General features: G+C 73.5%; 18 protein-coding genes. 8 read left to right on the forward strand and 10 right to left on the reverse strand.

Features of this window, described 5'->3' with window-relative positions:
- Positions 1-87: 87 nt before the first annotated feature.
- Both ACZ56L_RS07715 and ACZ56L_RS07720 read right to left on the reverse strand, forming a co-directional pair.
- A complete protein-coding gene (locus ACZ56L_RS07715) occupies positions 88-924 on the reverse strand; it encodes an SAM-dependent methyltransferase (RefSeq protein WP_471062447.1) in 837 nt (278 codons plus the stop codon).
- Entirely contained in the window at positions 921-2,243 is a 1,323-nt protein-coding gene (locus ACZ56L_RS07720) for an FAD-dependent oxidoreductase (protein WP_471062449.1), read from the reverse strand. Before ACZ56L_RS07720 ends, ACZ56L_RS07715 begins: the two co-directional genes overlap by 4 nt.
- 412 nt (positions 2,244-2,655) lie before the next feature.
- On the opposite strand from ACZ56L_RS07720, the gene ACZ56L_RS07725 reads away from it, so the two are divergent.
- The 7 genes from ACZ56L_RS07725 to ACZ56L_RS07755 all read left to right on the forward strand — a co-directional run bounded on the left by ACZ56L_RS07725 (position 2,656) and on the right by ACZ56L_RS07755 (position 7,942).
- Entirely contained in the window at positions 2,656-3,018 is a 363-nt protein-coding gene (locus tag ACZ56L_RS07725) for a SchA/CurD-like domain-containing protein (RefSeq protein WP_471062451.1), read from the forward strand.
- Entirely contained in the window at positions 3,015-3,782 is a 768-nt protein-coding gene (locus tag ACZ56L_RS07730; protein ID WP_471062453.1) for an SDR family oxidoreductase, read from the forward strand. Before ACZ56L_RS07725 ends, ACZ56L_RS07730 begins: the two co-directional genes overlap by 4 nt.
- Positions 3,779-4,159 carry an antibiotic biosynthesis monooxygenase family protein gene (locus ACZ56L_RS07735; protein WP_471062455.1) on the forward strand — a complete coding sequence of 127 codons (381 nt, stop codon included), beginning with the start codon at positions 3,779-3,781 and terminating at the stop codon, positions 4,157-4,159. Before ACZ56L_RS07730 ends, ACZ56L_RS07735 begins: the two co-directional genes overlap by 4 nt.
- Positions 4,156-4,410 (forward strand): acyl carrier protein, encoded by a 255-nt coding sequence (locus ACZ56L_RS07740; protein WP_471062457.1) that lies wholly within the window; start codon positions 4,156-4,158, stop codon positions 4,408-4,410. Before ACZ56L_RS07735 ends, ACZ56L_RS07740 begins: the two co-directional genes overlap by 4 nt.
- Before the next feature lie 111 nt (positions 4,411-4,521).
- Complete coding sequence (locus ACZ56L_RS07745) at positions 4,522-5,400, forward strand: cupin domain-containing protein (RefSeq protein WP_471062459.1); 879 nt, start codon at positions 4,522-4,524, stop codon at positions 5,398-5,400.
- Entirely contained in the window at positions 5,397-6,698 is a 1,302-nt protein-coding gene (locus ACZ56L_RS07750; protein WP_471062461.1) for a beta-ketoacyl-[acyl-carrier-protein] synthase family protein, read from the forward strand. Before ACZ56L_RS07745 ends, ACZ56L_RS07750 begins: the two co-directional genes overlap by 4 nt.
- Positions 6,695-7,942, forward strand: a complete 1,248-nt coding sequence (locus tag ACZ56L_RS07755; RefSeq protein WP_471062463.1) for a beta-ketoacyl synthase N-terminal-like domain-containing protein — start codon at positions 6,695-6,697, stop codon at positions 7,940-7,942. Before ACZ56L_RS07750 ends, ACZ56L_RS07755 begins: the two co-directional genes overlap by 4 nt.
- Positions 7,943-8,102: 160 nt before the next feature.
- Here the strand turns inward: ACZ56L_RS07755 and ACZ56L_RS07760 are convergent, their stop codons facing one another.
- Genes ACZ56L_RS07760 through ACZ56L_RS07775 form a run of 4 tightly spaced genes read right to left on the reverse strand, consistent with a single transcriptional unit; the run spans position 8,103 to position 14,054 of the window.
- Positions 8,103-8,990, reverse strand: a complete 888-nt coding sequence (locus ACZ56L_RS07760) for an ABC transporter permease (RefSeq protein WP_471062465.1) — start codon at positions 8,988-8,990, stop codon at positions 8,103-8,105.
- Entirely contained in the window at positions 8,987-11,758 is a 2,772-nt protein-coding gene (locus ACZ56L_RS07765) for an alpha/beta fold hydrolase (RefSeq protein WP_471062467.1), read from the reverse strand. The genes ACZ56L_RS07760 and ACZ56L_RS07765 overlap by 4 nt, the downstream gene beginning before the upstream one ends.
- A gap of 56 nt (positions 11,759-11,814) precedes the next feature.
- Positions 11,815-13,341 (reverse strand): HAMP domain-containing sensor histidine kinase, encoded by a 1,527-nt coding sequence (locus ACZ56L_RS07770; RefSeq protein ID WP_471062469.1) that lies wholly within the window; start codon positions 13,339-13,341, stop codon positions 11,815-11,817.
- The gene (locus tag ACZ56L_RS07775; RefSeq protein WP_471062471.1) at positions 13,338-14,054 is read right to left on the reverse strand and encodes a response regulator transcription factor; all 717 of its coding nucleotides are present in this window, start codon (positions 14,052-14,054) and stop codon (positions 13,338-13,340) included. The genes ACZ56L_RS07770 and ACZ56L_RS07775 overlap by 4 nt, the downstream gene beginning before the upstream one ends.
- 111 nt (positions 14,055-14,165) lie before the next feature.
- On the opposite strand from ACZ56L_RS07775, the gene ACZ56L_RS07780 reads away from it, so the two are divergent.
- The gene (locus ACZ56L_RS07780; RefSeq protein WP_471062473.1) at positions 14,166-16,490 is read left to right on the forward strand and encodes an MMPL family transporter; all 2,325 of its coding nucleotides are present in this window, start codon (positions 14,166-14,168) and stop codon (positions 16,488-16,490) included.
- Here the strand turns inward: ACZ56L_RS07780 and ACZ56L_RS07785 are convergent.
- From ACZ56L_RS07785 to ACZ56L_RS07800, 4 genes are all read right to left on the reverse strand, one after another.
- Positions 16,454-16,807, reverse strand: coding sequence for a TcmI family type II polyketide cyclase (locus tag ACZ56L_RS07785; protein WP_471062475.1), 354 nt, complete (start codon positions 16,805-16,807; stop codon positions 16,454-16,456). The genes ACZ56L_RS07780 and ACZ56L_RS07785 overlap by 37 nt on opposite strands.
- Positions 16,808-16,939: 132 nt before the next feature.
- A complete protein-coding gene (locus ACZ56L_RS07790; RefSeq protein WP_471062477.1) occupies positions 16,940-17,599 on the reverse strand; it encodes a response regulator in 660 nt (219 codons plus the stop codon).
- A gap of 78 nt (positions 17,600-17,677) precedes the next feature.
- Entirely contained in the window at positions 17,678-18,445 is a 768-nt protein-coding gene (locus ACZ56L_RS07795; RefSeq protein ID WP_471062479.1) for a sensor histidine kinase, read from the reverse strand.
- A gap of 346 nt (positions 18,446-18,791) precedes the next feature.
- Entirely contained in the window at positions 18,792-19,055 is a 264-nt protein-coding gene (locus ACZ56L_RS07800; protein WP_471062481.1) for a hypothetical protein, read from the reverse strand.
- Positions 19,056-19,175 lie beyond the last annotated feature (120 nt).

Here is a 19,175-nt window from a genome sequence, read left to right on the forward strand (position 1 = left end):
CGGCGCCGGGGGCCGGGGAGCCCGGCCCGGATGTCGGCGCGTCGCCGCGCCGGGTCCCGGGCAGGCCCAGCGACGCCGGGGCCGGCGCTACGGAAGGCGGGTGGAGTGGACGAGCCACATACGGGCCGCGCCGACCCGCTCCGGATCCGTCAGCTCCGGAACCGGCCGCCCGTGCAGCGCCGCCAGTTCGGTCTGCGGAACGACCTGCGCCGCCCATCCGTGCCCGGCCAGCCACTCGCGCGGGTCCTCCACCGTGGAGCGCCACGACGCCCCTGCCCGCCGCAACCGCTCGTGCACCGAACGCAGTTCGGGCAGCTCCGTGTACTCCTTGTTGACGTGCTCCAGGCCCAGTCTGCTCCCCGGCGCGGACAGCGCGCCGACCCGCTCCAGGAGGAGGTCGTTGTCGGCAGGCTCCAGATACATCAGCAGGCCCTCGATCAGCCACGCCGTCGGCTGCGACGGGTCGAAACCGGCCGCGGTCAGCGCGCTCGGCCAGTCGTCGCGCAGGTCCGCCCGTACCGCCGTGCGCGCGCAGGACGGCACCGCCCCCTGCACGCCGAGCACCGCCTCCTTGAAGGCGCTCAGCCCCGGCAGGTCGATCTCGTAGAACCGGAAGCCCTCCGGCCACGGCAGCCGGTAGGCCCGGGTGTCGAGCCCGGCCGCCAGGACGACCGCCTGACGGCAGCCGTCGGCGGCGGCCGTCCGCAGCCAGTCGTCGAAGAGGCGGGTGCGGAGTACGAAGTGGCCCTGGTTGAGGCGGCCCGCCTCGGCGACCTGGATCCAGCCGACGGCGTCGACGAAGGCCTGCGCGTACGGGTCGGCGAACAGCCGGTCGTCCCGGGCGTCCTCGGTGGCCCGGGCCTGCGCGACGATCACCGCGGTCCTGCTGACGCCGCTGGTCGGTCGGGATGCTGTGGTGCTCATGGGCGGGAGGCCTCCGGGATCAGGTCGGTGTCCATGGTGAGTCGGTACGTCGCGCGGTAGACGGGGCGGTCGAACGCCACCCGCATGAAGGCGTTGCGCAGCAGGCACACCGCCGGGTTCTCCCAGCGACTGAGCACGGCGTTGGCGCGGGAGCGCCGGGCGATGCGACGGGTGCGGGCGATCCGCATCCGTTCGTACGCGGCCAGGGCCGATGCCGGACTGCCCGGGGCGGTCCCCGGGCCGGCCGGGGAGCCGGGGCCGCTTCCGAAGCCCGCGGCCGAGAGGCACTGGGCCAGCACCACGGCTCCCTCGATCGCCTGGTTCGCCCCCTGCCCGAGGTTGAACGTCACCGGCTGGGCCGCGTCCCCGACCAGGGTGACCCGGTCGGTGCCCCAGCGCGGAACGGGGTCCCGGTCGAAGATGTCGACGGGCAGAATGCCGGATTCGGCGGTGGCCCCGATCAGCGCCGGTACGGGATCGGGCCAGCCGCGGAACTCCCGCAGCAGCGCCTCCCGTACGCCCAGACCCGTGGCCCCCGCGCCCCGGGCGAGGCGGCGCGCGGCACGGTCACTGAGCACGGCGTCCCAGTAGACGGACGTGTCGTCGACCCGGTAGTGCACGAACCAGGTGCCCTCGCCGAAGGTGTTGACGAAGACACCGGGCGGCACCTGCTCCGGAGGCATCTCGACCACTCCCTGACAGGCCGTCATGCCGGCGTAGCGGGGCGGAGGTTCGTAAGGCATCAGGTGCCTGCGCACCGTCGAGCGCAGCCCGTCCGCGCCGACCAGCAGGGGCGTGCGGACCTCGTCGCCGTCCTCGAAGCGGACCGTCACGCCGTCCGTGTCCGCCGTGAAGTCGGTGCAGCGCGCGCCCAGTCGGAGGGCGTCGCCGGTCAGTTCGGTGAGCATGCCGTGCAGGGCGGGGCGGGACACCGTGTACGCGGGGGCGCCGTGGCGGCGGCCGCCGTCCTCGATCGACCAGTCGGCGAGGGTGGCGCCGCGGTGGGAGCGGAAGCGGTAGCGGAGCAGCTCCGTGCCGACGGCGTCCAGATGCTTGTCCAGGCCGATCGCGCGCAGGGCCTGAACCGCGTTGTGCCAGACGACCAGCCCGTTGCCGGAGGCGGCGGCGTGCAGGGCGGGGGCGCGTTCGTACGCCCTGGCGGGGATGCCGGCGGCGCGCAGGGCGAGCACGGTGGTGAGCCCCGCGATCCCGCCGCCCAGGACGACGACCTCCTCGCCCGGCCCGGCCACCGTGCCTGCCCGGTCGTCCGTCCCGCCGTTCCCGGTGGGCGGCGGGCCGTCCTCGGCACCGGCCGTCATGGCGTCTCATCGACGGGCATCGCGTCTCCTCAAGTCCGTTTCCCGGGCGGTGTGTCCGCACGCTAGGCCGGGCCCAGGGGCCCGGTCTTCCCGCGCCGGGACGAGCCGTCGGCCCCTCCACGGGGAGGAGGCACCGGACCACCGGGGGAGGAGGCCTCGCTTCCGGGGGAGAGCTCCTCCGCTGTGGGGAGGACACATCTCGCCCGGTGGCCGGAAGACCTGCGGGGCGGCGGCCCGGCACGCTGGCGGCAGCCGGTCGACGGCGGGCCGGGAGCACTCGGAGGCGAACTCCCGGCCACACCGTGACGTTCCCCGACACGAGAGCGCCACCCGGAGTGCCCGCCCCGAGCGCCGGCACGAGAGCGTCCACCGAGCGCGCCCACACGAGCGCGCCCACACGAGAGGCCCGCCCATGCAGCGATTCGCGATCAGCTTTCAGGTGAAGCCCGGCACGGAGGAGACCGTCAAGGGTCTCCTGTCCGACTACACGCCGCCGGAGTGGATCTCCCCCGACGGGGCCCGGCTGCTGGGCACGTCGATCTTCATGAAGGACGGCCTCGTGGTCCGCTTCATGGAGATCGACGGCAGCCTGCCGCGGGTGATGGCCCACCTCGCCCGTCAGCCCGCCATCCAGGAACTGGAGCGCAAGCTCGACGAGTTCCTGGTGGAGCCGCGCGACCTGTCCACCCCCAACGGGGCCCGCGCCTTCTTCCAGAAGGCGATGATGGAGCACGTCACGACCCGCGTCGCCCAGTTCGACGGGCAGGACGCATGAGCGCCCCCGACGCCTCCCGCACCCTCCTGGTCACCGGCGCCACCGGCCGGCTGGGCGGGGCGACGGCGGCCGCCCTGGTCGCACGCGGCGACCGGCTGCTGCTCACGGGCCGCGACGGCAACCGGCTGGAGGAACTGGACGCCTCCCTCGGCGCCGGTGACCGCATCGCCACCCTGCGCGTCGACGCGACCGAGCCCGGCGGCGCGCAGGACGCGGCAGCCGAAGCGGTGCGCCGGTTCGGGCGGCTGGACGGCATGGTGCACCTGGTCGGCGGCTTCTCCGTCGGCCCGGTGATGCTGACCGAGGCCGAGGCGTACGAGGACCTGCTGAGGGCGAACTTCCTCTCCGCGGTCGTCGCCACCCAGGCGGTCCTGCCGCACCTGGGCGAGGGCGGCCGACTGGTCTACTTCGGCAGCCCGCTCGCCGACGAACCGCTGGCCGCGATGTCCGCGTACGCGGCGAGCAAGGCGGCACTGATCGCCTGGATGCGCTCCATGGCCCACGAGGTGAAGAACCGGGGTGTCCACGCCAACGCGATCTCGCTGACCCTGGTGGAGACCCCGGAGCTGCGCAAGGAGATGCCGCACGTCGACCCCTCGCTGACCGTCGACGCCGAACTCGTGGGCCGCGCCGTGCGGTTCCTGACCGGTGACGACTCCGAGGGCATGTACGGCAGTGTCGTGCCGGTCGTGGGCAAGTTCGGCTTCACCTCCGCACTGGCCGGCGGCCCGCCGCCGGCCGCTGCCCGAAGGCCCGCCGCGTGAACGCCCCCGAAAGCCGTGAGGCCCCCGAGGCCCGGGTGGTCTTCCTGATCCGGGTGCCCGAGGTCCGGCGGCAGGACTTCCTGGACGCGTATGAGGAGATCCGCTTCCTCGTCGCCGGGGGCGTCCCCGGACACGTACGGGACCAGGTCTGCCAGTCGGCCACCGACCCCGAACAGTGGCTGATCACCAGCGAGTGGCGCACCCTCGCCGACTTCGAGGCGTGGGAGGCCACCGAGGACCACCGGGACCTGGTGAAACCCATGCGCGACTGCTTCACCGAGGCGCGTTCGCTGCGCTTCGTCATCCGGCATTCCACCCGGGCGGGCGACGCCACCGCGGCCGTCCGTCCCCCGCGTACCGAAGGAGCCCCCTCATGACCCGGCCCACCGCAGGCCTGCGCGCCGAACTCGCCCCGATGCTCGCCGGAGTCGGCCTGGACGCCGCGCTCGGCGAGGCCGCGTACGACCGTTCCTTCGAGTCCCTGGACCTGGACTCGCTGGCCCGCGTCGAGCTGGCCAGCCGGATCAAGTCCCGCTTCGGCGTCGACATCGAGGACGACATCACCCCCGAGAGCACCCCGGCCGACGTGGAGCGCCTCGTGACGGACCGCCTCGCCGCCGCGGTCTGACCCGCCGCCGGCGCGGCACCGCACCACCCGAACCGCTGAACACCCGAGCCCCTGAACGCCCGAGCACCGAAGCACCGAAGCAGTGCGGACAACCGAGACAAGGGTTACGTCATGATCGGTCACACCGACAACTCCATCCAGATCCAGGCCCCCGTCGGCTTCGTCTGGGACCGGACGAACGACCTGGGCAGCTGGCCGGAGCTGTTCTCCGAGTACGCGAGCATCGACATCCTCAGCGAGACCCCGGACTCGGCCACCTTCCGGCTGACCATGCACCCCGACGAGCAGGGCCGGGTGTGGTCCTGGGTCTCCGAGCGGAGCTGGGACCGGGACGCCCTGGTGGTCAGGGCGCGCCGGGTGGAGACGGGTCCCTTCGAGTTCATGAACATCACCTGGACGTACGAGGAGCTGGGCCCCGACAGCACCCGGATGCGCTGGGTGCAGGACTTCCGGATGAAGCCGGACGCCCCGCTGGACACGGCGGCCATGACCGACCGCATCAACACCAACAGCGCCGTGCAGATGGGGCTGCTGAAGGAGAAGGTCGAGCGGGCGAGGTGCGCCGTGGTGGGCATGTCGGACGTCCCGTCCAACACCCGGCGCGGCGGCGACCTGCGCACCCTGCTGGCGCCCGCCAACGCCGGCACCACCGCCGGGTTCTGCGGGGCCGTCCGGCTGGCTCCCGGCGAGGGGGTCTCCGAGCACTACCACCCGTACTCCGAGGAGTACCTCTTCGTCGCATCCGGCGAACTGCGCGTGGACCTGGACGGCGAGCCCGTGACCGTACGCGCCGAGGAGGCACTGCACATCCCGCGCCACGTCCGCCACCGGCTCACCAACACCGGCGGTGACCAGGCCCTGGTGGTCTTCCAGATCGGCCCGCTCGCCCCGGAGCCGCACCTGGGCCACGTGGACACCGAGCCCTACCCGCAGCAGGCCCCCGTGACGGCCGGCGCCCCGCTCGACACGGCCCCGGCGGTCTCCCGATGAGCGAGAGCCCCCGCCGCGCCGTCGTCACCGGTATCGGTGTGATCGCTCCCGGCGGTTCCGGCCGGGAGGAGTTCTGGCACCGGATCACCAGCGGCAAGCCGGCCATCCGTACCATTAGCTGCTTCGACCCCGCCCCGTTCCGCTCCCGGATCGCCGCCGAGGCCGACTTCGACCCCGTACGGCACGGGCTGACCCCCCGGGAGATCCGCCGCACCGACCGGTTCGCGCAGTTCGCGCTGGCCTCGGCCGCCGAGGCCGTCGCGGACTCCGGGCTCGACCTGGCCGCCGCCGCCACCGACACCGAACGGATCGGCGTCAGCCTGGGGTCGGCCGTCGGGGCGTCGATCACGCTGGAGGAGGAGTACGTCGTCGCCAGTGACCACGGGCGGCAGTGGGAGGTGGACGCCGAGCACCTGATGCCCTTCCAGTACCAGGCGCTCGTGCCCTCCAGCGCCGCCGCCGAACTCGCCGTGCGGTTCGGGGCGCAGGGACCCGCCGCGGTGATCTCCACCGGGTGCACCTCCGGCATCGACGCGGTCGGGCACGCGCTGCGGCTCATCGAGGACGGCGAGGCCGACGTGATGATCGCCGGGGCCTCGGACGCGCCGATCACCCCGATCACCGTCGCCTGCTTCGACGCGATCCGGGCCACCAGCCCCCTCAACGACGCCCCCGAACTCGCCTCGCGCCCCTTCGACGCGGACCGCAAGGGCTTCGTCCTGGGGGAGGGCTGCGCGGTACTCATCCTGGAGGAACTGGAGCACGCCCGCGCCAGGGGCGCCCGGATCTACTGCGAGGCCGCGGGCTACGCGGCCCGCGCCAACGGCTTCCACATGACGGGACTGCGTCCCGACGGCCACGAGCTCGGCGAGGCGATCAAGGACGTGATGGCGCAGGCTCGGCTGCATCCCGAGGACCTCGGGTACATCAGCGCCCACGGCTCCGGCACCCGGCAGAACGACCGGCACGAGACCGCCGCCTACAAACGGGCCCTCGGCGAGGCCGTCCGCCGGGTGCCGATCAGTTCCATCAAGTCGGTCATCGGGCACTCGCTCGGCGCGATCGGTTCCATCGAGATGGCCGCCTGCGCGTTGGCCATCGACCGGGGGGTGGTGCCGCCGACGGCCAACCTCACCACCCCCGACCCCGAGTGCGACCTCGACTACACGCCGCTCACCGCCCGCGAGGCGACGGTGCGGCACGCGCTGTCAGTGGGCAGCGGCTTCGGCGGGTTCCAGTCGGCGATGGTCTTCTCCGCCCTCGACGACGCGTCCCGGAACGGAGGGCGGGCGGCATGAGCGCACGGCGCAGTGTGATCACCGGCATCGGTGTGGTCGCTCCCACCGGCACGGGCGTGCGCGCGCACTGGGAGCGCACGCTGGAACGCGTCGGGCGCATCGCCCCGGTCGACTCCTTCGACACGTCCGGCCTTCCCACGCCGCTGGCCGGGCAGGTCACCGGGTTCGACGAGAGCGAGTACGTCGACAGCAAGCTGCGAGTGCAGACCGACCGGTGGACGTGGCTGGCGCTGGCGGCGGGCCGCCTCGCTCTGGAGGACGCCGCGCTGGACCCCTCCCGTCACGACCCCTTCGACCTGTCGGTGGTGACCGCGAGCTCGTCGGGCGGCAACGTCTTCGGGCAGCGCGAGATCCACAACCTGTGGAAGGAGGGCCCGCAGGCGGTCACCGCGTACCAGTCGATCGGCTGGTTCTACGCGGCCAGCAGCGGCCAGCTCTCCATCCGCGACCAGCTCAAGGGCGCCTGCGGGGTGCTCGTCGCGGACGGCGCGGGCGGCCTGGACGCGCTCGCCCAGGCCCGGCGGCTCGTCGCCCGCGGCACGAAGGCCGTCCTGGTCGGCGGCACGGAGGCCCCGCTGTCCCCGTACGCGCTGGCCTGCCAGGCGGGGCGCGACACGCTCAGCGGCGACAAGGACCCGGCGACCGCCTACCGGCCCTTCGCCGCCGACGCACCCGGGCACGTGCCGGGCGAGGGCGGCGCGCTGCTGGTGGTGGAGGACGCCGAGTGGGCGGTGCGCCGGGGAGCCCCTGCCCCGTACGCCGAGGTGCTCGGCACCGCCGCCACGCACGACGCCCATCACCCGACCCGGCCCGCTCCCGGGCACGGGCAGTTGGCCCGGGCGATCCGGGAGGCCGTGTTGCGCTCCGGCGTGGCACCGGACTCCATCGACGCAGTCTTCGCCGACGGCGCGGGCGACCGGGCCGCCGACCGGCACGAGAGCGCGGCGCTGGTGGAGGTCTTCGGGCGGCGCGGGGTCCCGGTCGCGGTGCCCAAGACGGCCACCGGCAGGCTCAACGCGGGCGGCGCACCGCTGGACCTGTCCTGGGCCGCGCTGGCCCTGGCCCACGACGTGCTGCCCCCCTCGGTGAACCTCACCGCCGGTCCCACCGACGACCTCGACCTGGTCACCGAGGCCCGCGCGGGCACGGGCCTGCGCACCGTCCTGGTGGTCGCGCGCGGCGCGGGCGGCTTCAACTCGGCCGCAGTGCTGGGCCTTCCGGCGAACGGCCGGCGCGAGAGCTGAGGAGCGGCCGGGCCCGTGGGCCGTACGGAGAGGGCTTCCGTACGGCCCGCGGGCCTTCGCGCGCGGACCCGGTTGCGGCGCGGCGGCCGGAAGTCCCCGCCGTCCCTGCCCAGGACACGCCGTCCCCCGCAGGACGTGCCGTCCTCGGGACTCGCCGTCCTCAGGACACGATGTCCTTGCGGGCGAAACCGCGGAAGGCCAGCGCCAGGAACACCACCGCGTACGAGCACGACAGCACCAGCCCCTGCACCATCGCCGGCCACGCGATCTCCGGGCGCAGCGCGTCCAGCCACGCGTACTGCCAGTGTGTCGGCAGGAAGTCGCGCACCGCTCCCAGGGCCGTCACCGAGTCCAGGATCGTCGACCCGACGGTGAGGCCGACCGCCCCGCCGACCGCGCCCAGCGGCGCGTCCGTCACCGTGGAGAGCCAGAAGCCCAGCGCGCCGACGGCCAGCAGGCTGCCGTACACGTACCCGGTGACCAGCGCCATCCGCCCCAGCACCGCCGAGCCGGGCATGGTGCCTCCGCCCGGCAGCCGCACCCCGCTCCAGCCGTACGCGACGGCGCCCGCGGTGAGCGCCACCACCGTCAGCAGCAGCACCGTCGCGGCCGTGAAGCCGAGCGCCACCACCAGCTTGCCGCGCAGCAGCCTGGCCCTGGGCACGGGCGAGGCCAGCAAGTAACGCAGTGAGGACCAGCCGGCCTCCGAGGCGACGGTGTCCCCGCAGTACAGGGCGATCACCACCGGCAGCAGGAAGCTGACGGAGGCGAAGAGGACGAACGCCGCGAAGTTCGGTCCGGAGGCCGTCGCGACCGTCACCAGGGCCGGGCTGCCGCCGTCCGGGTCGGCGGGGGTGCCCCCGATCGCGAACGCGGCCAGCAGGATCAGCGGCAGCAGGGCCACCAGGGCCCCCGTCGCCAGGGTCCGCCGTCGCCGGAACTGCCGCAGCGCCTCCACGCGCAGCGGGAGGGTGGCGTACGGGCGGTAGCCGTCCGCGTGGGCGGCTGTCGTCGCTGCCGCGGCTGTCGCCGTCGTCTTCGTGGTCATCGCTGTCCTCCAGTCAGGGTCAGGAAGGCTTCCTCTAGGCGGCGGTGCGGCCCGAAGCGCTCCACGGGGACGCCCCACCGCACGAGTTCCGCCAGCAGCCGGGGCGCGCTCGACCCGTCGAGCCGGACCAGCAGCCCCTCTTCGGTCCGCCGGGCGGAACCCACCCCGGGCAGGGCGGCGACCTTCTCGACGAGCGCGCCGTCGACCGGGCCCGCCGTGACGACGAGCAGATGCCCGCCGCCCCCGGAGATCTCCTGCACGGGGCCCGCCACCACCAGCTCGCCCCGGTCCATCACCACCAGGTGCGTGCAGCACTGCTCGACCTCGGCCAGCAGGTGGCTGGAGACGACGACCGTCCGGCCGGTCGCCGCGTACCCGATCAGGACGTCGCGCATCTCGCGGATCTGGCCCGGGTCGAGGCCGTTGGTGGGTTCGTCCAGCACCAGCAGGTCGGGCAGTCCGAGCATCGCCTGGGCGAGGGCGAGCCTTTGCCGCATGCCCTGCGAGTACGTGCGCACCGCCCGGTCCAGCGCGTCGCCGAGCGCGGCGATCTCCAGGGCCCGCGCGGTGTGCGCGTCGGCGGTGGGGCGGCCGGTGGCCCGCCAGTACAGGTCGAGGTTCTGCCGGCCGGTGAGGTGCGGCAGGAAGCCGGGCCCCTCGACGAAGGAGCCGAGCCGAGACAGTACGGGGGCGCCGGGCCGCACCGGGTGCCCGAAGATCCGCAGCTCGCCGGAGTCGGGGCGCACCAAGCCCATGAGCATGCGCAGGGTGGTGGTCTTGCCCGCCCCGTTGGGCCCGAGGAGGCCGAGAACCTGACCGCGCTCCACGCTGAAGGACAGGTCGTGCACGGCGGGCCGCCTACCGCCGCCGGGGTAGGCCTTGCCGAGCCCATCCACCCGCAACGGGACGTTTGTCAGGGCGGGTTCGGGCTTCGGCCTCACCGCAGCGGTGCGCGTGCCACGCCGTCCGCCGGCCAGGAGGGCCCCGGCCGCGGCGAGCGCGAGCACCGGGACGATCCACACCCAGGCGGGCAGTGCCCCGTCGGCCCCGGTCGCCGGGACGGCCCCGGTGGGCACGGTCAGCCCGGCGGCCCGTACCCGGTGCACGGACGGCTCGACGGGGGAGGCGTACTGGAGGTCGGTACTGGAGACGACGACCCGCATCCGGTGCCCGGCGGCGAAGAGGTGGTCGACGGCGGGCAGGGCGACCCGCACGGCCGCCGCACCCGGCACGCGGACCGGGGCGACGAGCTGCCGCGGCAGGGACTGCCGCCCGTCCGGCGCCACGTCGTAAAGCTTGACGAAGAGCACGGCACCGTCCGGAACGGGAGCGCCGGATGCCCCGGGCGTACCTGACCCTTCAGGGGCACCATGCTCACCGGGCGTCACGCGCGTGACCGTCAAGGTCACCGACGGCGCGCCGGTGACCTGAAGCGCAGTGGGCAGCGGGGCGCCCGTGAAAGCGACGTCCCGGCCGACGGGCGCGGCACCCGGGCCGGTCGGGGGATCCCCCGATCCACCCTGACCGGCGGCGAACTGGGCCGCCGCGCCGAGCCCCGGCAGCCCCGTGACGGTCGGAGGGGCACCGCCCGCCGGGTTGACCAGCAGCCGCTCCCCCTGCTCCTCGCCTCCCGCCGCCAGGGTGACCGGTGTCCGCTCCGTGCCCCCGAGGCCCGGGTACCGTACGGCCGTCGCCCCGTACAGCTCCGGGTCCGCCCCCGGACCCGCCGCCGTACTGCTGCGGCTCACCCGGAAGCCCGGCCCCGCGCCCGTCGGCGCGCCCTTGAGGTGCGCGTCGAACCAGCCGGCCGTGCGGTCCGTGATCCGGTCCGCCTCCGCGTCCCCGCCGTCGTGCCCGCCCGCGATCCAGTCCACCGCCACCGGCGCGCCGTTGCCCGCCACCGCCCGCGCGACGGCGTCGCCCTGGGCGAGGGGGAACAGTGAGTCGGTCTGGCCCTGCACCACCAACGTCGGCACCTTGATCCTCGTGCCGTACGTCGCCGGGCTCACCCGGCGTAGCAGGCTCCGCGTCCCGGGGTCCGCCCGGCCGGCCGCCGCCGCGCGCTGGAACGCCGCGCAGACCTCCGCCGTGAAGCGCCCGCACGCCGGGTCGCGCGGATCGGTCAGGCCCTGGCCGAAGAAGATCCCGGCCCACATCTTCTTGAACACGCCCTGGGGGAAGAGGGCTTCCTCCAGGTCCCAGTACGTGATCGAGGGCACCAGCGCGTCGATCCTCGGATCGGCCGCCGCGGCCAGCAGCGACACCGCCCCGCCGTACGAGCCGCCTGCCATGCCGACGACGGGGTCGCCCGTGCCGTCGAGCCGGACCTCGGGTCGCGCCGCCAGCCAGTCCACCAGGCGGGCCGCGTCGGCGACCTCGGCGTCGGGCGCGTTCAGCCCGATCCGGCCGCCCGACGCGCCGAACCCGCGCGCCGAGTAGGCGAGTACGGCGTATCCGGCACGGGCCAGGTGCTCGGCCCGTGCCCGCTCGCTGTCCTTCGTGCCGCCGAAGCCGTGCGCGAGCAGTACGGCGGGACGTTTCTCCGTGCCCGCCGTCCGGTAGTACGCGGTGTCCAGGCGCACCCCGCCCGCACCGGTCAGCATCCGATCCTGGCGCTGTACGGACACGGGCTCGTCGGAGGCGGCGACCGTCCAGGCGGTGCCGGCGGCCGCGCACAACAGCAACACCAGGACGAGGACGGCCCAGCGGCCGCCGAATGTGCCCGGTTTGTCCAGTAAGGGGGTGAAGGGGGACGGAGAAAAGGGCATGACGGATCAACCACCGTTCACTTCGATCGAGTGGGGTCCCCCCAGCGGGGGTGTACCTAGCCGTGCAGCGGCAGCCGCACCCGGAAGGTCGCCCCCTCGCCCGGTGCCGCGTCCACCTGGACCGTGCCGTCCAGCGCTTCCACCGCCGCCGCCACGATGGCGAGGCCGAGGCCCGAACCCTCCTCGCGGGTGCCTTCGGGCAGTCCGGCCCGGGAGCGCGAGGAGTCCGCCCGGAAGAACCGTTCGAAGACCCGCGCGGCCTCCTCCTCGGTCAGGCCGGGCCCCCGGTCCGCCACCTCGACCACGGCCCGGCCGCCGGCCGCGGCGACCCGCACGGTGGCCTCGGTGCCCGGCGGGGTGTGGTGGCGGACGTTGGAGAGCAGGTTGGCCAGCACCTGACGCAGCCGGTCGGCGTCACCCCGTACGACCACGGGACCGCCGGAGGCCTCCAGCAGCAGCGGGTGTCCCGGGGCGCGCACCCGGGCGTCGTCCACCGCCTCGGCGGCCAGCGCCGTCACGTCCACCGGATCCCGCGACAGCGGCATGCCCTGGTCCAGCTTGGCGAGCAGCAGCAGCTCCTCCACCAGGGAGCCCATCCGGCGGGCCTCCGACTCGATCCTGGCCATCGCGTTGGCCAGGTCCTCGGGCCGGTCGGCGGCCCCCCGCCGGAACAGCTCCGCGTAGCCGCGCACCGTCGCCACCGGGGTGCGCAGCTCGTGCGAGGCGTCGGCGACGAAGCGGCGCAGCCGGTCCTCGGAACGCCTGCGCTCCCGCGAGGCGGCCTCGATCCGGCCGAGCATCGCGTTCAGCGCGGCCCCCAGCCGGCCCACCTCGGTGCCGGGCGTGGCGGCGGGGATGCGCCTGCCCAGGTCGCCGTCCCCGATGGCGGCGGCGGTGTCGGCGATGGACTCCAGGGGCCGCAGTCCGCGCCGTACCGCACGCCAGGACAGCAGCGCGACGGCGAGCAGCGCGGCGACCGCCGAGGTGCCGGCCACCACGGCGGTGCGGCGCACCAGTTCGTCCGCGCCGTCGGTACGCATACCGACCAGCAGGATGCCGCCCCCGCCGTCGGGCCGGTCACCGTCGGGCAGCCGGGTGGCGTGCACCAGCCAGTCGGAGTCGTCGTCGGCGCTGTCGGGAACCCGCTGGAAGGCGCCCTGCGCCCCGCCGTCGCCCACCCCGGGTCGGAGCCCGGCGGGCAGCGCGGCGGGCAGCTCCGGATACGAGACGGCGGACGCCGCGCCCCCCGCGCCCGGTGAGGACGCCGTGCCGTCGGTCCGCACCGTCTGGGCGACCCGCCCGTCCGCGGTCCTGATCTGGAAGAAGGACGGGAGGTCGCCCTGTCCTGCCACCGCGCCCCACACCGCCGCGAGCTGCCCCGAACCGTCCCCCGGGATCGACAGCCGAGCCTCCCCGCCCTGCGCCAGGTCCTCCCGCAGCCGCCCCGACGCCGCCGCGAGCACCTTGTCGCTCTGGTCGTGCCGCCAGTCCTGGAGCGCGCCGAAGGTGGCTCCGAAGGACACCAGCAGCCCCAGGGCCAGCAGCCCGACGAGCACCAGCACCAGCCGGACGCGCAGCGTCATCGACGCTCCACCGTCCCAGCCTCCGTGCTCGGCAGGCGCAGCACGTACCCGATCCTGGGGACCGTCTGGATCAGCGCCGGCTCGAACACGTCGACCTTCCTGCGCAGGTACGAGATGTACGTCTGCACCACCGCGTCGCTGCCTCCGAAGTCGTACTCCCAGACGTGATCCAGGATCTGACGCTTCGACAGCACCCGCCCGGCGTGCGCCACCAGGTACCGCAGCAGTTTGAACTCGGTCGGCGTCAGGTCCACCGGCACCCCGTGCCTGCGCACCTGGTGGGCCTCGTCGTCGATCTCCAGGTCGGCGAAGGCGAGCCGGCCGTGCTCCCGCGGCTGCGCGGTGCGCCGCAGCACCGCGCGGATCCGGGCGATGAGCTCCTCCAGGCTGAAGGGCTTCGTCACGTAGTCGTCACCGCCGACGGTCAGCCCGGCGATCTTGTCCTCGGTGGAGTCCCGGGCGGTCAGGAAGACCACCGGCGCCTCGCAGCCGCCGTGCCGCAGCCGGCGGGTGGCGTCGATGCCGGACCCGTCGGGGAGCATCACGTCCATCACGATGAGGTCGGGGCGGAAGGCCTCCACCTGCCGGGCGGCGGCCCCTCCGGTGCCCGCGGTGACGGTGTCGAAGCCCTCGTAGCGCAGAGCGGTGGCGACGAGGTCGGCCAGGTAACTCTCGTCGTCGACGACCAGGACGCGCAGCTTCGTTGGGTTCACCCGCCAAGTGTCGCCCGGGAAACCGCCGTTGCCAGGCGGTCCCCGGGCATTCACAGAGATCTCTCAGAGCGCTCATCGAGCCGTCGAAGAACGTTCTGCTGATCTGAGTGCATGGAGAAACTCTGCGGCTTCGTCCTCGGACGCAAACGACTCGTGACGATGCTCGTCGCCGTGCTGCTGCTGGCCGGCGGCGGCGCCATCGCCCTGCTGATCCCGAACATGGACGAGCGGAACGCCTACCCCGGCCTGCCCGGCTACGAGGCGAACCAGAAGATCGCCCAGACCTACGGAAACGGCGGTTACGAGCGCCCCTTCGTCCCCGTGGTGACCCTGCCCGAGGGGCAGCGCGCGGACGGCCCCGAGACCCGCGCCGCCCTCGGCCGGGCCTTCGACGCCGCCGCGGACCGGGTGAACGCCCGCGTCGCCTCGTACGCCAACACCCAGGACCCGGCGTTCGTCGGCAAGGACGGGCGGACCACCTTCGGCCTGGTCTACGGCGGCCCCGTCGAGCAGGGCGGCCTGCCCGGCAGCGCGCTGGGCGAGGCCCCGGCGCACGGCCCGGTGATCGCCGACGCGATGCGCCCCGAACTGCCGCCGGGCTCCACCGTCCAGGTGACCGGCCTGGACGCGCTGGCCACCGGCGCGGACGCCGGCGGCCTCAACGTGCCGGTGAAGCTGGTGGTCACCATCGGCGCCGCCCTCGTGGTGCTGCTGTACGTCTTCCGCTCGGCGCTCGCCCTGGTGCCGCTGCTGACCGCGCTGGTCGCGGTGCCGGTGTCGTTCCTCGGGCTGCTCGCGGTCAGCCCGTTCATCGCGGTGCACGAGACGACCGTGATCATGCTGCCGCTGTTCGGCATCGGCATCGCCATCGACTACGCGCTGATCCTGGTGACCCGGTGGCGCGAGGAGGAGGCCAAGGGGCACCACGGCGATGCGGCGGTGCGCCGCGCCATGGCGACCTCCGGGCACGCGGTCGTCTTCTCGGCGGGCGCGGTCGCCATCGGTCTGATCACCATGGTGCTGCTGCCCATTCCGCTGCTGCGCAGCCTGGGCGTCGGCGGCATGATGGTCACCGCCGCGAGCGCCCTCGTCTCGCTGACTCTGCTGCCGCTGCTGCTGTCCTCGTCGGGCCGCAGGCTGGCCCGCCGCCGGGAGGCCGGCCTGCCGGTGCGCGCCGGGCTCGCCAAGGAGGCGTCCGCCGGACGGTTCTGGACCTCGGTGGCCCGTCGGGTGGTGCGCTTCCGGTGGCTGACGGCCGCGCTCAGCGGGGCGGTCCTGCTGGCCCTGTCCGTCACGGCGTTCGGCCTCAATCTGTCCGTGCCGACCACCGACCGGCTCGCCGACACGGGGCCCGGCCGGGCCGGACTCACCGCGCTCACCGACAGCGGCGTCCCGTCGGGCGCGCTGACGTCCTTCGACGTGTACGTGCCGGCGGGCACCGATCCGGCGGCGGTCGCCGGCACCCTGCGCGGGACCGAGGGCGTGTACGCGGTCGCCGCCCCCGCCGCCCCCGAGTGGCACAAGGACGGTTCCGCCCTGCTCACGGTCCTGCCGCGGGCCGAGGGCGGCGCGGCCGCGGGCGAGGGCACCGTCGGCCGGGTGGTGGCGCAGGTGCCCGAAGGGGTGCTGGTCGGCGGCAACGTCACCCAGCAGATCGACTACGTCGACGTCACCTACAGCGCGTTCCCCTGGATGCTGGCCGCGCTCTCCCTGGTCACGTATCTGATGCTGGCCCGCGCCTTCCGCTCGCTGCTGCTGCCCCTGAAGGCGATCCTGCTGAACCTGCTGTCGCTGGGCGCGGTGCTCGGCGCGATGGTCGTGCTGTGGCAGTGGGGCTGGGGCACCGAGGCCCTGCTCGGCATCCAGCCGGACGGCTCCATCGGCACCTTCGTCCCGGTGACCGTCTTCGCCTTCCTGTACGGGCTGTCGATGGACTACGAGGTGTTCATCCTGGCCAGGATGCGCGAGGAGTACGACCGTACGGGCTCCACCGTGGCGGCGGTCGTGGGCGGCGTCGGACGCACCGGACGCCTGGTCACCTGCGCGGCGCTGATCCTCTTCTGCTCCTTCGCCTCGATGGCGTCCGGCGGCGAGCTGGACGTGTCGATCTTCGCCTCCGGCATCGCGCTGGGCATCCTGCTGGACGCGACACTGGTGCGCGGTCTCCTGGTCCCGGCGACCGTCGCGATGATGGGCAAGTGGAACTGGTGGCTCCCCGCCCCGGCCGCACGGCTGCTGCGGGTGCGGCCCTCGCCGCTGCACGAGGAGCGGCCGTGGGACGAGACGGCGGACCGGATGGCGGACCCGGCGGGCACTGCGGACGGGCCGGACGGGGAGGGCAGCCACGCGGAGGAGCCGGGGCCCGCGGCTGCCGGGACGTCGGCCGAGGTCCTCGCAGATCAGTCCCGTGCGGGTTCGGGCCGGGGCCACCGGTAGAAGGAGGTGGCGGTGGCGTCCGCCGGGCTGCGCCAGGTCTCGGGGTCGTACGGCTGTACGTGCGGCTCCAGGCCGGCGCAGAGCTCCTGGAAGTCCTTCCGGACCCGGGCGGCGGCCATGGCCCGTTCCGCCGGACCCGCGAACTCCACCAGGTGGAAATAGAGATCGTCCCGGTAGTGGAACAGCTCTCGGTGGAGGACCCCGAGTTCTGTGGGCAGTGAGGACTCGTCCGATGCGGCGAACAGGGCGGCCACCCTCTCGGCCGCGTCCGGCGACATACGGGCGACGATGAGAATGCGGTCGGTCGCTCTGGTCATTCGTTTCTCCTCTGCTTCGGCGCCCACGAATTTTCGTATCGGCGTGTCAGCAGAATAGAAAAGGCGACGCATTCCCGTCCTCCACCTCGGGCGGGAATTCATTCTCCTCCGCGCGGGGGAGAAAGCGCTATTTCAGATGAGCCCGTTCTCGTACGCGTAGATCACCACTTGCACTCGGTCCCGTACGTTCAGTTTCCGGTAGAGGTGCTGGACGTGGGACTTGATGGTGCTTTCACCGAGGGTGAGCTTCTCGGCCATCTCCGTGTTTCCGTAGCCCTGGACCAGCAGCCGGAACACGTCGAGCTCGCGCCCGGTGAGCGTGCTCAAGTCCGCTGCGTCACCGGACGGCATCGGGGGACGCCGTACGAACTCCTCGATCAGGTGCCGGGTGGCCGAGGAGGAGAGCAGCGCTCCGCCGTCGGCGACCTCGCGCACCGCGTCGGCGAGCTGCCGGGGTGCGACGTCCTTGGTGAGGAAGCCGCTGGCCCCGGCCCGCAGCGCCTCGAAGACGTTCTCGTCCTGGTCGAACATGGTCAGGATGACGACCTTGGGAGCCGGGACCGAGGACCCGTCGGCACAGATGATCCGGGTGGCCTCCAGGCCGCCCATCCTCGGCATGTCCACATCCATCAGGACGACGTCGACACTCGTCCGGCGCAGTCTCTCCAGGGCTTCCACGCCGTGCGACGCCTCCCCGACGACGGCGATGTCGTCCAGCGGTGCGAACACCGCGTGCAGGCCCTGGCGGACCAGCGGCTGATCGTCGACGAGCAGTACGCGAACGGGTCTCATCTGCACTTTCGGCAACTCCACTGCTGGTGGGGCAGGGCCCCGCTGGGTCAGGGCCCGGGAGAGGGCTGTCGAGAGGGTTTACCGGCCGAGCGGCACGAGTCTGCGCCCGACGTCCCCGGAGTGCGCCGCTCCGGCCTCTACGGAGTGCGTCGCACCGGCGTTCACGGGGTGCGCCCCGGTGTCCCGGGTGCGGCGGCCCGGCCGCCCGGGCAGGGTGACCGCGAGCCGCATCCGGCCGTCCGGCAGCTCCCGGAAGTCGAAGGTGCCGCCCAGCTCGGCCGCTCTGCGCCGCATGTTGAGCAGGCCCTGCCCGCTGCTGGGCGCACTGTCGGCGGGCAGCCACGGGCGGAGCGGGGAAACGCCGGACAGGGGGGCGCGGGGCCGGGCGAGGGCGCTGTTGGTGACGGTCATCTCGACGCGTTCGCCGAAGCGCACCCGGACGTCCACCGCGCCGCCGCCGTGCTTCACCGCGTTGCTGACGGCCTCCTGCACGATCCGCAGGGTCGCGTGCCGGGCGGCGGGCCGCAGCCGCGCCTCCGCCTCCAGGTTGTCCAGTCCCACCGTGAAATCGACCCCGGGAAGGTCGGCGGCGAGGCCCAGCACCTGGTCGGACAGGCGAGGCTCACCGACGGCGGAAGCCGCCCGCGGCAGGCAGCCGAGCGCCTCGCGGACGTCGCGCTGTGCCTGGACGGCGAGCTGTTCTATGGCCTGCACGCCCGAGCGGGCCGTATCGGGCTGGTCGGCGAGCCGGCGGGCGTGGAGCATGATCGCCAGCATGCGGTGGCCCGCGCCGTCATGGATCTCGCGGGCGATGCGGCGCCGTTCGCGGAGACGTTCCTGCGCCACGGCGTTTCTGAGGGAGCGGCACCGGACTTTTCCGTAGGCAAATGCCGCCACCGCGAGGGAGAGGGACACCAGTTCCAGCAGGAATAGTTCTCTCGCCAGCGTGAAGAAGGAAAAATCCGTATCGGTCACTGCCCGCCCCCCCGAGGTGCCAGCCTTCACCCTTTCGAGTGACCTTACCAGGAGGTCATGGAAAGTGCGAAGAGAATCCAGAGCGAACCCTGAGTAACTCAGGTGATGAACAAATTTCACCTTGCACGCGGGGGGTGGCGCATCGCGCGCCGTGCATCGGGCCGTAAGCCGAGCGCCGGATCATAAGCCGAGCAGCGGGGCCTTAATGGGAAAGCTGTTATTCCGTTTGTGTTCCCCGCGCGGCCCTGCGCTGCGCCGCGATCGACGTCAGCACGCCGGCCGCCGCGATCGCGAAGCCGACGCCCATCAGCATGCACACCGCGTACGCGATCGAGGGGAACGGCTCGGTGCCCAGGAACAGCGGCGCCATCGTCACCAGTGTCGCGATCGCGCCCACGAAGAAGACGATCCCACCGATGCGAACCAGCCGATCACCGGCCGTGGACTCGGCGGACTCTGTCGTACGGGTTTCGTTGCTCACCCGGCAAGGGTAGTTCCCCACCCCCGGGAGCCGGCCCGGCCCCGGGCGGAGGCCCGGGGGTCCCGGCGGCTCTTGTCAGCGGCGAACAGACCATTAGCCTAATGAGTGGCGGGTCACTGG

The sequence above is a fragment of the Streptomyces sp. NPDC039736 genome (assembly GCF_055596485.1).

Coding starts and splice junctions, on each gene's coding strand:
- ACZ56L_RS07715 (WP_471062447.1), bottom strand. CDS start 924: ATGAGCACCACAGCATCCCGACCGACCAGCGGCGTCAGCAGGACCGCG.
- ACZ56L_RS07720 (WP_471062449.1), bottom strand. CDS start 2,243: ATGACGGCCGGTGCCGAGGACGGCCCGCCGCCCACCGGGAACGGCGGG.
- ACZ56L_RS07725 (WP_471062451.1), top strand. CDS start 2,656: ATGCAGCGATTCGCGATCAGCTTTCAGGTGAAGCCCGGCACGGAGGAG.
- ACZ56L_RS07730 (WP_471062453.1), top strand. CDS start 3,015: ATGAGCGCCCCCGACGCCTCCCGCACCCTCCTGGTCACCGGCGCCACC.
- ACZ56L_RS07740 (WP_471062457.1), top strand. CDS start 4,156: ATGACCCGGCCCACCGCAGGCCTGCGCGCCGAACTCGCCCCGATGCTC.
- ACZ56L_RS07745 (WP_471062459.1), top strand. CDS start 4,522: ATGATCGGTCACACCGACAACTCCATCCAGATCCAGGCCCCCGTCGGC.
- ACZ56L_RS07750 (WP_471062461.1), top strand. CDS start 5,397: ATGAGCGAGAGCCCCCGCCGCGCCGTCGTCACCGGTATCGGTGTGATC.
- ACZ56L_RS07755 (WP_471062463.1), top strand. CDS start 6,695: ATGAGCGCACGGCGCAGTGTGATCACCGGCATCGGTGTGGTCGCTCCC.
- ACZ56L_RS07760 (WP_471062465.1), bottom strand. CDS start 8,990: ATGACCACGAAGACGACGGCGACAGCCGCGGCAGCGACGACAGCCGCC.
- ACZ56L_RS07765 (WP_471062467.1), bottom strand. CDS start 11,758: ATGCCCTTTTCTCCGTCCCCCTTCACCCCCTTACTGGACAAACCGGGC.
- ACZ56L_RS07770 (WP_471062469.1), bottom strand. CDS start 13,341: ATGACGCTGCGCGTCCGGCTGGTGCTGGTGCTCGTCGGGCTGCTGGCC.
- ACZ56L_RS07780 (WP_471062473.1), top strand. CDS start 14,166: ATGGAGAAACTCTGCGGCTTCGTCCTCGGACGCAAACGACTCGTGACG.
- ACZ56L_RS07785 (WP_471062475.1), bottom strand. CDS start 16,807: ATGACCAGAGCGACCGACCGCATTCTCATCGTCGCCCGTATGTCGCCG.
- ACZ56L_RS07790 (WP_471062477.1), bottom strand. CDS start 17,599: ATGAGACCCGTTCGCGTACTGCTCGTCGACGATCAGCCGCTGGTCCGC.